The sequence below is a fragment of the Microcoleus sp. Pol8_D6 genome (assembly GCF_036700965.1).
Classification (GTDB): Bacteria; Cyanobacteriota; Cyanobacteriia; order Cyanobacteriales; family Microcoleaceae; genus Microcoleus.
Genome location: NZ_JAUBPW010000005.1, coordinates 16,038 through 29,301, shown reverse-complemented (window position 1 = coordinate 29,301; position 13,264 = coordinate 16,038). Strand labels below are relative to the sequence as shown.

Annotated in this window: 13 protein-coding genes; 5 read left to right on the top strand and 8 right to left on the bottom strand. The window is 44.3% G+C overall.

Going from position 1 to position 13,264, the window contains the following annotated elements; translation table 11 throughout:
- Positions 1 to 38 precede the first annotated feature (38 nt).
- Positions 39 to 3,482, bottom strand: coding sequence for a caspase family protein (locus tag QUA10_RS03480; protein ID WP_333081133.1), 3,444 nt, complete (start codon positions 3,480 to 3,482; stop codon positions 39 to 41).
- 98 nt (positions 3,483 to 3,580) lie between these two features.
- Complete coding sequence (locus tag QUA10_RS03475; protein WP_333081136.1) at positions 3,581 to 3,811, bottom strand: hypothetical protein; 231 nt, start codon at positions 3,809 to 3,811, stop codon at positions 3,581 to 3,583.
- 525 nt (positions 3,812 to 4,336) lie between these two features.
- On the opposite strand from QUA10_RS03475, the gene QUA10_RS03470 reads away from it, so the two are divergent.
- Complete coding sequence (locus QUA10_RS03470; protein WP_333081138.1) at positions 4,337 to 4,585, top strand: gamma-aminobutyric acid A receptor, epsilon-like protein; 249 nt, start codon at positions 4,337 to 4,339, stop codon at positions 4,583 to 4,585.
- Positions 4,586 to 4,718: 133 nt separating this feature from the next.
- Here QUA10_RS03470 and QUA10_RS03465 read toward each other — a convergent pair whose 3' ends face one another.
- Complete coding sequence (locus tag QUA10_RS03465; RefSeq protein WP_333081140.1) at positions 4,719 to 5,021, bottom strand: hypothetical protein; 303 nt, start codon at positions 5,019 to 5,021, stop codon at positions 4,719 to 4,721.
- A gap of 175 nt (positions 5,022 to 5,196) precedes the next feature.
- On the opposite strand from QUA10_RS03465, the gene ychF reads away from it, so the two are divergent.
- Positions 5,197 to 6,288, top strand: a complete 1,092-nt coding sequence (ychF, locus tag QUA10_RS03460; protein WP_333081142.1) for a redox-regulated ATPase YchF — start codon at positions 5,197 to 5,199, stop codon at positions 6,286 to 6,288.
- A gap of 21 nt (positions 6,289 to 6,309) precedes the next feature.
- Entirely contained in the window at positions 6,310 to 6,675 is a 366-nt protein-coding gene (locus tag QUA10_RS03455) for a phage holin family protein (protein ID WP_333030414.1), read from the top strand.
- A gap of 148 nt (positions 6,676 to 6,823) precedes the next feature.
- Here the strand turns inward: QUA10_RS03455 and QUA10_RS03450 are convergent, their stop codons facing one another.
- The 3 genes from QUA10_RS03450 to QUA10_RS03440 all read right to left on the bottom strand — a co-directional run bounded on the left by QUA10_RS03450 (position 6,824) and on the right by QUA10_RS03440 (position 8,927).
- Entirely contained in the window at positions 6,824 to 7,258 is a 435-nt protein-coding gene (locus QUA10_RS03450) for an NUDIX hydrolase (protein WP_333081144.1), read from the bottom strand.
- Positions 7,259 to 7,442: 184 nt separating this feature from the next.
- The gene (locus tag QUA10_RS03445) at positions 7,443 to 7,895 is read right to left on the bottom strand and encodes a DUF3531 family protein (protein ID WP_333038358.1); all 453 of its coding nucleotides are present in this window, start codon (positions 7,893 to 7,895) and stop codon (positions 7,443 to 7,445) included.
- A 15-nt stretch (positions 7,896 to 7,910) separates the two neighbouring features.
- A complete protein-coding gene (locus QUA10_RS03440; RefSeq protein ID WP_333081146.1) occupies positions 7,911 to 8,927 on the bottom strand; it encodes a Sll0314/Alr1548 family TPR repeat-containing protein in 1,017 nt (338 codons plus the stop codon).
- A gap of 372 nt (positions 8,928 to 9,299) precedes the next feature.
- On the opposite strand from QUA10_RS03440, the gene QUA10_RS03435 reads away from it, so the two are divergent.
- Together QUA10_RS03435 and rsmG are read left to right on the top strand one after the other, a co-directional pair.
- Positions 9,300 to 9,965 carry an energy-coupling factor ABC transporter ATP-binding protein gene (locus QUA10_RS03435; protein ID WP_333081148.1) on the top strand — a complete coding sequence of 222 codons (666 nt, stop codon included), beginning with the start codon at positions 9,300 to 9,302 and terminating at the stop codon, positions 9,963 to 9,965.
- Positions 9,966 to 10,163: 198 nt separating this feature from the next.
- Positions 10,164 to 10,907, top strand: a complete 744-nt coding sequence (rsmG, locus tag QUA10_RS03430; protein ID WP_333081151.1) for a 16S rRNA (guanine(527)-N(7))-methyltransferase RsmG — start codon at positions 10,164 to 10,166, stop codon at positions 10,905 to 10,907.
- Positions 10,908 to 10,973: 66 nt separating this feature from the next.
- On the opposite strand, the gene QUA10_RS03425 is transcribed toward rsmG, so the two are convergent.
- Entirely contained in the window at positions 10,974 to 11,729 is a 756-nt protein-coding gene (locus QUA10_RS03425; protein WP_333081153.1) for a Fe-Mn family superoxide dismutase, read from the bottom strand.
- Positions 11,730 to 11,941: 212 nt separating this feature from the next.
- A complete protein-coding gene (locus QUA10_RS03420; protein WP_445243552.1) occupies positions 11,942 to 13,150 on the bottom strand; it encodes an aldo/keto reductase in 1,209 nt (402 codons plus the stop codon).
- Between the last annotated feature and the right edge of the window lie 114 nt (positions 13,151 to 13,264).

Sequence of the window (13,264 nt, the reverse complement as noted above, 5' to 3'; positions counted from 1 at the left end):
TAAAAAAATGAAATTTTTACCTTTGCTTTTTTAAATTTTTACTTTTGTTTTGTGAGAACTAAACTCAAAGCTTTTAAGCCTTCTGAATCATCGAAATAAGTCAAATGATCGCAAGCCACTTCTTTGATCGCAGGAGTAATATTTCTTTTTTCTGGAATACTCTTGATACTTTGCACAGTCACCGCAATATCATTCATTTGGCCAAAGAAAGGTAACTCTACAACTCGCCTGAATAACTTTTGCATCAGCCGTTTTAATCGACTCGCTTCTTCCCCTTGTCCCTGCATCGTTTTGATGGAAGTATTACCAGCAATTACTGAATAGGGAATATTTGGATCGCCAGGATTTGAAGCTAGAGATTTCAGAAACTCAGAACCCGGTTTCATTTGGTCTAGCGATACATCCACAGCTTCTATCGCACTGACTAAATACCCCAATACTGTCACAGGCCAAGCAACGCTAGAAAGGCTATTAAGTCCAATTCCTAAAGCAACCGTTGCCCATTCTTGAACCGTTGACCAAGGAGAACCCGCATTCGGCGTACCCAACATAATTAAATGTTGAACAAATTTATTGCCGCCTTCTTGCTCAATAAACCAACGGGAAACTAACCCCCCCATTGAATGAGCAACAATATGCAAAAGTTTGCCGTGATTAGCTTTCAATCCTATTTCTTCTAGGCGTTTTTTCAACTGACGAGCATTATCTTCAATTGAAGTATTAATATTCTCGTAGTCAAAAGCCAAAACTAAATCGTAATGGTCTTTGAGAGGACATAGTTTCTCATTTACTTTAACTTTCGCTCGTTGAACACTCTTGACCATATTATCGGTATCGCCGAGAATGCCGTGAACATAGAGCAAAATTCGCTTGCTCTTCGCTACCAGTGCTTTTATCTGCGTTTGATCGGTGACATAGGTTATCGTTTCATCTGACGCTACCTTAGCCACTCTCAGAAGCGGATATTCAAACTCTAAACCCAGCGGTTCCCACAACACCTTTTGAAATAGGATTTTAATAGACCCTTGTACGCTTCTGTCCTGATTAAATGGTTTTGGTAATCGTTGTAGCTGAATTTCCGTTTTGCCATCTTTAGTTTTTTGACCTCGACCTAATGGTAGGAAAAACTCACCATCATAGCCAACAGGTAAGAGATGTTCATTTTCTCCTAATGTTGTGTCAACTAACAACTTTAAAGGCGCATCAGGGGTAACAACTGTATAGTCTTCAACTTGACTCAATTCCAGTACACTTAAACCTGGATCGGTGCCGCGACTGTTCGTGAATTGAAAAGTTTGAGTGACTTGAGGATCTTCTCGCAAAATAGGAGGCAAGATCGCATTTCCTAAATCCCGACTCACTTGAGGAATTGTCGTTAAACGCGCATTTGCTTCTAAGCTAGGATGCGCTTGTAACTTGACTCCTGCTGCCAGTTCCTTTTCTGCTGTGGGTGAAACTCGAATAGCATCTAAGGGTCGAACAGTTGTAATTGTAATGGCCTCGGTGAACCAATCATCATACTTCCCTTGGCTTTTGGGTTTGATAGTACGACTTTGGACTCGATTCATCAAACGATTCAGGGAACTTTGACTTGGGGAGGAAATATCTCTTTCGATAGGTCGGGGAAAATCCAGTTCTTGTTGAGTCAGTAACCGAGCATCAAACTCAGCCGTACAAACAATCAACTTAATAATGTCTTTAAACTCGGTAATTCCTTGCTCCCATAACTCATCAGGTACTTCTAGTTCTAATTCTTCTCGATCTAAAGCCCAAGCTTCTTCTCCCGGTTGGAGAGCTACACTTCCTGCGTCAAAAAACGGAGAGCTAATGGCAAATGAATCTGTTAGATTAACTAAAGCACAGTAAAGTTTTTTCTGACTTTTATTAGTCAGTTTTATCCGAAAACTAGGAGGTTCCCACTGATTATCCTTGTGGTTATATTCCAAACGCATCTGTCCGGATTGAGAGATGTTTGGATCATTAAAGATAAGTTTCATTTCCACATCCCCAACTTTAATCAGACCATTACCTGAACTGGGGAGTTCTGCGATCGCATTCCACCGAGCAATATGTTCTAATCGTTGAATTGCTTTTTCCGCATTTTCTAGAGTATAACCATCAATCTGAGCGACCAAGGGACGATCGTCAGCGGGACGAGCAATCAAATACTGGTTATTGCTGCATAGCAAACGAAATTGAGCTTTGGCGAGTTCCTGTTCTTCGCGAACATAAGCAGAGGGTTCGTTATTCAGTCCTGCTGACTGTATCGCTTGACGTGCTAGCTTTACTCCCGCTTCCTCTCCTTCAAAGTGAACTCCTAGAGGTGGCAGAGGTAAACTGGTAATAACAGCTTTAAACGTCTTATTCTCGTCGGAATTTAGGTTTTCAATTCCACTGATACTGACCTGACTTAACTGGGGCAAAACCTGAGTTACTTTGGCTTCACCGACAGACTTTGATGGTTCCCGCAAGTCTTCAGCATGGCTGTCAAAGGGAAAGAGTGCTAGTAAAGTCGTTTCGCCGTTAGAAGGACTTTGAAGCCCGTGAATAGCACCCCCATCAATGACCCAACCATACTTTTTGTGATAGCTAACTGTGAAGTAGGGAGTGCGTTCGGCGATCGCGCCATCTAAGAAAAATTGGTTATCATCTCCTGGATGATTTATTTCAAGTTGGGGAGACTGATCTAAAACTCGACTACCAATTATAGCTTTTGCTCGGTTGAACAAATCCCGATAAGTCAACTTGCCATTAGCTTGTTGCAACGTATCCATCAAAAAGTAGGAGAAAGCACCCCGTTTTTGACCCCCTCCATTATATTCCTTCGCCAGTTGACTATCTTGACAACCCCCTAAGAGAATGTGACGACCTTTAGGAAGCTTCAGACCAATGGAATTCAGTTCAACGTTACTGGAATTAGAGAGTTGCTCTAATTCTTCCAATTGAAAAATAAAGCTATCTATCGGGCGCTTGCGCTTGTCTGTGGAAGCGAGGCGAACTCCTGTTTCTTGAAATGGGTTTTTAGTTCCAGAACCGGAATGACAGCAATCAAGGATAATAGTAATGTGTGGTTTTTTAGCTGAGACTTCAGAAATCAATTTTGCCAATTCTTTATCGGCTAAATCCCAGCCTCCTTCCTGGCGACTGTCATAACAGACCAATGTTTCATTATGTCGATCGGGTTCTACGTGCCAAAATTCCTGTGGTGCTTCTTCCTGAGCGCCATGACCACTGTAGTAGAAGAGAACTACATCATTACTTTGAGCGTTACACAGATGTTTCCGAAATCCATCTATAATCGCTTGACGGGTAGCCTCTTGATCCTTGAGTGTTTGCAAATGTAGTTGATATCCTTCTTTGGCAACCCGTTCATTTAGATACTGCGCGATCGCTGTAATGTCATTAATACAGCCTTGCAACGGAGGAGTTGGAGCTTCATATTTGTCTATTCCAACTAATAGTGCGTAGATGTTACGAGTCATAAGCGTTTAGTTTATAGAGGGAAAAAGGCAAAATTGAAAGCTGTTTCGAGTTGAGCTTGAATTTCTCGCTCGTCAAACAATTCGCTGCCCATCAGATTCTAGGATGTGACATTCAGGCGCTTGAAGAGAGGATCGCCAAAATTGACATCAGCACGATCGGGACTTCCACCTCTCGGAGTCGCACTTAGAGCCTCATCAAGACTTTCTAAAGAAGCCGCTCTCGGCGTTGGATCTCTCGCTATTTCTTGAACTCTGATTCCAAGCTGCGCCTTGAGACTATCTTCATCAAGCTCTAACAGCTTTTGATATAATTCATCACTCTGTGTCATAAAGCTTAATTTTAGTTGTTGAATTTCAACTAAATTGTGGGGCTGGTCGTGGTTTGATTCTAAGAGAGCAATCCCCAAAAACTTCCTAGCTTTTAGTTCAGTCTTAAATTAGCCAAAAGGCCAGCTCGCAACTGACCGTAAGTACAGGACAGAACCTGTACTTTTGGCTAGGTGTCGTGCCAAACCACAGGCTGGCAAGGCTTTTCGGAGGGCGAACGATTTGAGATTTGAGATTTTAAATTTTAGATTTTAGAATTGCTCCCACGGGCTGTAGAGCTCGCACGTGATGAGTACGCTATGCTTTTTTCAAGGGTTCACGGCCTGTACCGGGGGGCTGTGACCAAATTGCTTTCAGTCAGCATAAAAAATCAAATACAGATAAACCCGGTTGCTTTCGTCTACTCCAAAAAGCTGATTAAAAATGGTACAAAATATCAAATTTAATAAATTTTCACTATTTAGATAGATGTCGTATTTTTAGTTTTTTATCTAGCATGATTGTATCGAGTTATTAATAGAATTGCCGTGATTTTTCCCAACCCTAGTCCATTTCCCGGCCCGCAGATTCCCAGCACCGAACCGGGGCTGCCGACTATACCCGCATCGCCACCAGTGCCGGGCCCCGTTCCCGAACCCATTCCCGGGCCAGTACCGGAACCGGTACCTGCCCCAATTCCCCAGCCAATTCCTGAACCGGTGCCGGAAACTGTACCCTCTCCAATTCCTCAGACAGTGCCGGAGCCTATTCCTCAGACAATCCCTGAACCTGTATAAATTATGTTTTAGTCGATCGCACAATTTAAGATTGTTTGTCAGACCGATCGCAAAAACCGGCTTTCTCCCAAGTCCCCAATCATTTTGTTGAATATCAGACTTGAAAAAACTCGGTTTTTGCCTAAATTATCGATTAATTGAAGTTGACCGCAGTCTCTTTACAAAGGTCAACAGCCTCCAAATCAGTGGATTTGCCATCAGAGTATTCGGCCCTGACATCGAAAACACAGCCCGCCTCCGACCCACCGTAGTCAGCTCGATTCCACTCAAAATCTGCCTTTTCCCGATCAGCAATGGGGGCCTCTAGCTCGTTTTCTCCCCAAGTATCCTTATCGGGAGGAGACATATAGACTGCTGTCATCGTCTGGCCGCTGTTGTTAACCACCGAAATTTTGACCATCTGAGCGAAAACGCTAGCTGCTGTCAGCCCTAACATGGGCAGCGACAGCCCCGCAGCGATCGTTACTTTGCTTAATTACTTGTTAACCATTGAGCCATCTACCTCAAGTTAGATATTTATTCAAGCTTAGCTGTAGAAGTTAGAAGGGACAAGTCAGATATATTGCTATTGCTTATGATATTTTGAAACAGTGATATGTTTCTAAATAGCTATGCTTACTGCCGGAATTGTCGGACTGCCTAATGTTGGCAAATCTACTTTGTTTAATGCTCTGGTTGCTAATGCCAAGGCGACTGCTGCTAATTTTCCTTTCTGTACGATCGAGCCAAATACGGGTATCGTGGCAGTGCCAGACGAACGGTTGAAGGTGCTGAGCAATATTTCCAATTCCGTGCAAACTGTGCCGACGCGCATGGAATTTGTGGATATTGCGGGTTTGGTGAAGGGGGCGAGTCAGGGAGAAGGACTGGGAAATCAGTTTTTGTCTCACATTCGGGCCGTAGATGCGATCGTCCACGTTGTCCGCTGTTTTGAAAATGACGATATTATTCACGTTGCCGGTTCTGTCGATCCGATCCGAGATATTGACATTATCAATCTCGAATTAATTCTAGCAGATTTAGCTCAAATTGAACGCAGGCTCGATCGCACTCGCAAGCTAGCCCGCAACAATAAGGAAGCTCAGGCCGAAGTTGATGTGCTCGAAAAATTAGTCGCGGTTTTGAATGCGGGGAAACCGGCGCGGCAGTACAATTTCACAGATGAAGAAGCTGAATTAGTTAAAGGTTTGGAATTACTGACCAACAAACCAATTATCTATGCTGCCAACGTGTCTGATGACGATTTAGCAACGGGAAATAGCTATGTCGAACAAGTGCGGGAAGTAGCAGCTAAAGAAAATGCTAAGGTTGTCATAGTTTCGGCGCAAGTTGAGTCAGAATTGGTGGAGTTATCCGAGGAAGAACGAACGGATTTCCTAGAATCTCTAGGGGTAAAAGAAGGGGGCTTGAAATCTCTGATTCGAGCTACTTACGAATTATTGGGTTTGCGGACTTATTTTACTAGCGGGCCTAAAGAAACTCGCGCTTGGACGATTATCGCGGGAATGTTAGCACCGCAAGCTGCGGGGGTTATTCACTCTGATTTTGAACGGGGTTTCATCCGGGCCGAAACTGTGAGTTATGAAGATTTGGTTGCTACGGGCGCGATGAATGCAGCTAAGGAAAAAGGCTTAGTTCGCAGTGAAGGAAAAGAGTATATTGTACAAGAGGGGGATGTGCTGTTGTTCCGATTTAATGTTTAGCTTTTTTAAGGAGATGAACACATGGATATCGTTTCGCTGGCAATTGCTTGGCTAGTTACTTCGGTGAGCTTTTTTATCATTTCCAAGTTGCCCATCGGGGTGGACATTGACACTTTTGGAAAAGCGATGATTTCGGCTGCGGTTTTTGGATTGCTGAATGCTTTGGTGCGGCCGCTTTTTGTGGTTTTGGGTTTTCCTTTGGTGTTGGTAACTTTTGGTTTGTGGATAATTGTTATCAACGCGATTATCTTTGGATTGGCGGCTTGGCTAGTGGATGGATTTCGCTTGCGCTGGGGAATTTGGAGTGCTTTGCTGGGGGCTATCGCCCTCGGTTTTATCAACTCTTTGCTCTATGAGCTGTTGCGGACTCTGCCTAGTGTAAGGTAGATCCGGGTAATGCGAGGGGCGGAAGGAAGGGGCGGGTTTATTCATCCTGTTAGTTATCGCAAATATTTCAGGTGAAACTCGCCTCTTCGGCAAATATTTTAGGTTGAATTCCCCCATATCAGGTATTTGTTTTTTGGTATTGGTTGAGTTATTTGTCTTCGCAGTAGTCGATAAATTGCTCTGGAACTAAGCGCAATTCGCCCGATCGAAAGCGCTCGATCGGCATCCAAAATGCAGTATGCTCCCCATCTCCGTCTGCAAAATCCAGACTCTCCAATTCATAAAATTTGCCATCGACAAAATCGCACTGGTATAGTTGTATTAATTCATGTCCAGCTTGGCCATTATAAACAAAGAAGTTTTCCAAACAAGCCAAATATTTGATATTTGTTAACTCGGCTTTAATTTCTTCTTGAAACTCTCTTTGCAAAGCGTCGATGCTGTGTTCTCCGAATTCTACGCCGCCGCCCAAAGCGCGGTAAAATGTGTCTTTTTTGACCGGATCTTCGCATTCTGACACGAAAATGCGATCGCCCGATTGAATTAATCCTAAAACAATTACGCGAACTTTACCTTTTTGCATAATTAGTCATCAGTCATTAGTGATCAATCCTTAACTGGTTCCTAGGCTATGTCTAGGAATCAATGTCCAGAGGCTCTGCCTCGCTTTCGCAGCAGCAAAATAGGAGGCACAGCCTCCGGATATGTGTTACCAGGCAGAGCGTAGTAACGAGTAGAAGCCGCCCCTAATGAGTAATCACTAATCACTAATTATCGGCGGCAAAAGTCTCTCGACGGCGACTGGTGTCAACGGGCCAGTTTCTATTTTCCCCTCCAATAATGAGTTTTTCAATGGTTACGAATTCTTTGCTGAGTTGCTGGAAAACATTAATCAAGACATCGAGGCCAATTGCATCGCTAGTACCCAAATCAAACCAGCAGCGAGCCCAAGAACCTTGATACTCCATTTCTCCCATATTGTGCATCAAAGCCATCATGCTTTGGTCGGCTAGATTAACATCGTAATTCATCTGACTGATATCTAAGCCTTCATCTTGAACTTGCAAATTTTCGGCATTAAATCCTCCGAGTTTTCCCAAGAAAAACCAAGAGTCAAACACTTCTTCAACATACTGTTTTTCACCGTTTGAAGGCACGTTGCTGAACTTCAGCCAAATCCAGAGGTCAAAGGGGTTAAACTCGCGAAACTCTACTTGCATAGTTTTTTGGTGTTTTTATAGTGGTGGTAAGGCCGCCGGCCCCCAGACTCCATCTGCATCTCTAATTTTATCGCGCATCGGGTCGCAGGCGCGAGATTGGCTGTCGAGGCGGTTACGGGTTCTGCACTGCTGAAAGAAAATTTCTGCTACTAAACTGCGTGGCAGTTGGTCGGGTTTTGCTAAGGCTGCGTCGAAGTGTTTTCGAGCTTCCTCAAGTAAGGTTTTGTTGCTGTCTTTTCCCTGGGATTGGGAAAACAAGATTTGTGCTTTTAGATAGAGAACCTCGGGATTATTTGGCGTTTCAGCTAGCGATTTGTTGGCAAATTCTAAAGCGCGATCATACTTTTTTAAGTCTCGATATCCTACTGCCATGCCGCGATAAGCTAAGTAGCGAGGAGAGGCTTTTTGTTCGAGTCTTTGAATGGCTTCGTTGGGGTTGGAAAATGGCAGATTTGTGGCTAGAATTAAGTCCATGTAGCCTTTGAGCAGGTTTAGTTCGGGGTCGTTGGGCGCTATTTTATCGGCGGCATCTAGGTATTGAAATACTACTCGCAATTTACTCAACGCTTGGGGCGCGCCTTTGGCTGTTCCTTCTTTGGCTATAATGTTCGCCCCTTCTAGAAAGTGACCTACTGCTGTGTAAATATTGCCGCGCAATGGATTAGTTTTAGTCAATTTTTCGCCGACTTCGCGGGTTTTTTGTGCGTAGGAATTCATCGAGTTTAAGTCCTGCTCGATGTAGGATAGGGAGGCTGCCATTGCATAGGCTAGCGGCTCGTTTGGTTCGGTTGATAGTGCTTGTTGAATTTGAGTTTTTGCTTGTTTGTAGTTTCCTTGTTGAAACATTGTTTTGAAAGCAGTTTCGGTGTTGGGCCCGATCGCCTGCGGGTTGCTGCTGCGAAAGGGATCGCCCGCTAATGCGGAGTTAATGCAGATGCTGAGGGCGATCGCTCCTGCACAGGCGATCGCCCGCACTGTCTGTTTAGAACTTAACATTTGCTTGCCAAGCGATGCTAAAGGGGTTTTCGTCATCGTCAATTCTCTCAATGGAATATACTGTAAACTAGAAACAAGAGAGTTAAATTTTCAGGCTTTCGGGCCGCGACCAAAAAAAGAGTGAAATTTGCTTGATTTTTTGTGGTTTTTGAGGTATATTTTAATAATGCAAGTGTGACTTGTAATATATTAAAGGACAGATTTCCATTATTAAAATATACCATGAAAAAACCAAAAAATCAAACGCCCATCCTGAAAAAAAAGGAAATTTTTGTAAAGATTTATGTAAAATAATTGTGTGCGATCGGCAACAACCAGAAACAAATGGCTGAGGCTCGATAATTAATCCGTGTATCCGTGTCAAAATTCGTTTAGTGCTTTCCTTCTCCCCAATTACCAATTGCGTTAATGCTTTATCTAAAAAACTTAGTATATCATCCTACCGCCTGTCCGAATCCTATTCTGAAAAATATTAACTTAGAACTTCCATCGCAGCAAATGGGGCTGATTGTGGGCCGCAGCGGTTCAGGCAAAAGTACGCTATTAGAAATATTAGCAGGTTTAGCGGAAAAAACTAGCGGCGACATCCGTTGGCGGGAACAAGAATTAACACCGGAACACTTGCAACAATTAGGAGGGTTAGTATTCCAGTTTCCAGAAAGGCATTTTTGCGGAGGCACAATTTTAGAAGAATTGCGACTGGGGCATCCTGAATTGGGACAAGAACAAATCAACAAAGCAATGGCAGAAGTGGGACTCGGACATTTGCCGCTGCGCGCTTCCCCCCACGCTTTGAGTGGCGGGCAACAGCGCAGGGTAGCCCTGGCGGTGCAGCTAATTCGGCAGCCGCATTTGCTACTTTTGGACGAACCGACGGCGGGTTTGGATTGGTCGATGCGTCGGCAGTTGGTAAGCTTGTTGAGTAAGTTGAAAAGTCACTGGACTTTGTTGATTGTCACTCACGATGCTAGCGATTTGCTGAGCGTTGCTGACCGATTTTGGACTTTAGATCACGGGGATTTGCAGGAGGTCGATCGGGCTAAATTAGAAGCTAAGGAAACGAGTTGCGTTTGATTTTTCTGGCGTTTCCAATGGTTTCCCGGCGAATAGAATTCGCGTCTAAATCAATGGGCAGCGAATGAATAGAATTCGCGTCTACACAAACAAAGTCCGCCTGTGCGGACTAAAGAAATTTTCTGTGAATAAAATTCGCGACTACACAAACAAAGTCCGCCTGTACGGACTCAAAGAAAAGAGTGGAAATAGAATCTGATGAATGAGATTAAAATGCCTGTGTTGCCCCAGATGAACGAGTTGTGGCAAAAAACGCTGAATTGGCAGCCGGATGAGTCGCAGCAACAAAAATTTCAGCGGCTTTATGAGTTAATTGTCGAGGGAAATCGCTCCTTGAATTTAACTCGAATTACTGAGCCGATGGAGTTTTGGGAAAAACATTTGTGGGATTCTCTGCGGGGAATTGCGAGACTGCTGCCAGCTAATAACAGTCCAGGAAAAAATAGCGAATTGCCCCTAGATTCGGTGCATAAAGTTATTGATATTGGCACTGGTGGGGGTTTTCCAGGGTTGCCGATCGCGATCGCCCTGCCGCATTTATCAGTTACTTTGCTGGATTCTACTCGCAAAAAAATTACTTTTTTGGAAACAGTTGTGCCGTCTTTAGGGATAGAAAATGCGGCGACTTTGTTGGGCAGAGCCGATGAAATTGCCCGACAGCCACAGCACAAACAAGCTTACGATTTAGCAGTTCTTCGAGCAGTGGGAGCCGCTCCTCTCTGCGCTAAATCCGCGCTGCCTCTGCTGAAAAATGGCGGTTTAGCTGTACTTTACCGAGGGAATTGGACGGTGGAGGAAGAAACCGAGTTGCAAAGGGCGATCGAGCATTTGGGCGGCACAGTTGAGTCAGTCGAAGCATTCACAACGCCGACGAGTCAGGGGGCGCGGCACTGCGTTTACTTGCGGAAAGTTGTACAGCAGTTCGAGCGTCCCGTGCGCTAGTAGGGACACGGCACTGCCGTGTCCTGTATTTCATCGGCCGTGTCCTGTATTTCATCTAATTGAAAACTACCCGATAGCCTTTTCGTAGCGCTTGTTAATTGCCGCCCAATTAACAACATTCCACCAAGCTTTTAAGTAGTCGGCGCGAAGGTTTTGGTATTTGAGATAATAAGCGTGTTCCCAAACATCGTTACCCATAATTGGATAGTTGCCCTCCATGAAAGGAGTGTCTTGATTTGCCGTAGTTGTAATCTCAAGTTTGCCAGCTTTATTGCGGACTAGCCACACCCAACCGCTGCCAAAACGCTTGGCGCCGGCATCGTTAAATTTTGTTTTAAAATCGTCAAAACTGCCGAAATTTTGCTGAATTGCTGTTGCAAGTGCCCCTGTGGGTTCGCCGCCGCCGTTGGGACCCATGATTTCCCAAAACATACTGTGATTTAGGTGTCCGCCGCCATTGTTACGCACGGTTGTGCGAATATCTTCCGGCACTTTGCTCAAATCTCGCAGCATATCTTCCGCAGAGATATTTTTGAGTTGCGGGTATTTACTGACAGCATCGTTGAGGTTTTTAACGTAAGCGGCGTGGTGTTTGTCGTGGTGAAATTGCATTGTCCGCGCATCGATGTGCGGTTCTAAAGCATTGTATTCGTAGGGCAGAGGTGGCAGTGTAAAAAGCCCCGGAGTTTGGGCTATTTTTGGACTTTCTGCAATTGGACTTGCTTGGGATACATTATTTCCTGACGCTTGGCAAGCACCTGCGGTAATAGCTCCGACGGTGGCTGTCACTAAATACAAGAAATCTCGGCGTTTGAGAGTCATAAAAAGTACCTAAGTGAATTATCAACTGTTTTATCTCAGATTAAAGCAAAATGGGAGTGAGTTGAGAAAAAAGTGGTATCGCCCGAATGGATGAGACGGATGGGCGATGGTTGTGAGAGTTTCTCAAGTATAGGCTAATTGTGTGCGCGTCACTAACTCACGTGCTCCGGTTCACTAATCCGGTTTCTGTCTCGAAACCGGGTTTTTTTTGATTATTCTTGGGACAAGCGCTGGATGGCTTGACCTCCAAAAAGCCGATCGGCTGCTTGAAGAATACGGGGAATTTTAGCAGCGTGGGGACTGTGGGCTAGACAGCGGCGCAAGTCTAATTCATCGAGGCGATTCCCTACGGGATAGCTACGCTTCACGGCTTTTTGGCCGGGGAACCAGTGGCCCCCATTACCTAAAAGGTTGTAGCGCATCTTGCAATAGTCGATCGTATCGTAAGCCTGCGCCAAATTCCACAGCCACAAAATCACATAAATATTAATACCTCCGGGAGTATTTTCGATAGTTGGTAAACCCACGTGCCAAGTCTTAAACCACTCTTCTCCTAATTTATCAATTGCTGCTTTTTCTAACTTTTCTAATATCGGAGGCAAAATTTCATCAGATCTCTCTAACAATTCTAAAACTTTGAGATGCTCGTTAAAATCTTCAGGTTTTGCAGCACCCAAACTTAAAGTGTGTACTTGCGGATGCGACAAACAAAACAAATCATTAAACACCATCGGACTCAGCGGATAGCACAAATCTACCAATTTTTGCGGTGGGTTGTAAAGTTGACCGCCTTTGTCGGAAGGACTGATAATAAAAACGCCCATATCGTGACGTTTAGCAGCTTCAATAGCAGGCCAATTACTTTGATTGATGTAGTACCAGTGCAAGTTAAGATAATCAAATTGATTGGTTTCAATTGTTTTGACAATCACGTCCGTCGGGCCGTGAGTTGAAAAACCAATAAACTTAACTTTCCCTTCTGCTTGCAACTTTCTCGCCACATCCATGCAGCCGCCCGGACGGATAGACTCCTCTAACAATTCCCACGTATTAATACCGTGTAGCGACAGTAAATCGACGTATTCCAGTTGCAAATAAGCTAAGGATTTTTCAAATTCTTCGCGAAACTCTTGGGAGTTTGGTTTGGGGCTAACTTTCGTTTGCACTATCAACTTTTCGCGGGTAAAGTTCGGCAAAATTAGCCCCAATTGCATCTCGGAAGTGCCGTAACCGCGAGCAGTTTCTATGTGATTGATGCCGCATTCAACTGAGTAGCTAATCGTTGCTTCTAGATTTTGTTGATTGTCTGAGGGAATTTCATTGGCTGGCACGTCTTGCCATTTGTACTGATATCTCATGCCACCGCAGGAAAAGACGGGCATGGATAATTCTGTGCGACCGAATCTGCGATATTGCATCATCAAAAAAGAGATATGAACTTATCAACACATCTAACTGTAGGGCGTCCACTGAGCATCGGTCATTAGACTTATTGCATAAATCTTTGATAGCCTGTCAACCGCAGATGTCAGGCA

Excerpts from the sequence above, each read along its gene's own strand:
- QUA10_RS03480 (WP_333081133.1), bottom strand. The coding sequence starts at position 3,482 with ATGACTCGTAACATCTACGCACTATTAGTTGGAATAGACAAATATGAA.
- QUA10_RS03475 (WP_333081136.1), bottom strand. The coding sequence starts at position 3,811 with ATGACACAGAGTGATGAATTATATCAAAAGCTGTTAGAGCTTGATGAA.
- QUA10_RS03465 (WP_333081140.1), bottom strand. The coding sequence starts at position 5,021 with ATGTTAGGGCTGACAGCAGCTAGCGTTTTCGCTCAGATGGTCAAAATT.
- ychF (WP_333081142.1), top strand. The coding sequence starts at position 5,197 with ATGCTTACTGCCGGAATTGTCGGACTGCCTAATGTTGGCAAATCTACT.
- QUA10_RS03455 (WP_333030414.1), top strand. The coding sequence starts at position 6,310 with ATGGATATCGTTTCGCTGGCAATTGCTTGGCTAGTTACTTCGGTGAGC.
- QUA10_RS03450 (WP_333081144.1), bottom strand. The coding sequence starts at position 7,258 with ATGCAAAAAGGTAAAGTTCGCGTAATTGTTTTAGGATTAATTCAATCG.
- QUA10_RS03445 (WP_333038358.1), bottom strand. The coding sequence starts at position 7,895 with ATGCAAGTAGAGTTTCGCGAGTTTAACCCCTTTGACCTCTGGATTTGG.
- QUA10_RS03440 (WP_333081146.1), bottom strand. The coding sequence starts at position 8,927 with ATGACGAAAACCCCTTTAGCATCGCTTGGCAAGCAAATGTTAAGTTCT.
- QUA10_RS03435 (WP_333081148.1), top strand. The coding sequence starts at position 9,300 with ATGCTTTATCTAAAAAACTTAGTATATCATCCTACCGCCTGTCCGAAT.
- rsmG (WP_333081151.1), top strand. The coding sequence starts at position 10,164 with ATGAATGAGATTAAAATGCCTGTGTTGCCCCAGATGAACGAGTTGTGG.
- QUA10_RS03425 (WP_333081153.1), bottom strand. The coding sequence starts at position 11,729 with ATGACTCTCAAACGCCGAGATTTCTTGTATTTAGTGACAGCCACCGTC.
- QUA10_RS03420 (WP_445243552.1), bottom strand. The coding sequence starts at position 13,150 with ATGATGCAATATCGCAGATTCGGTCGCACAGAATTATCCATGCCCGTC.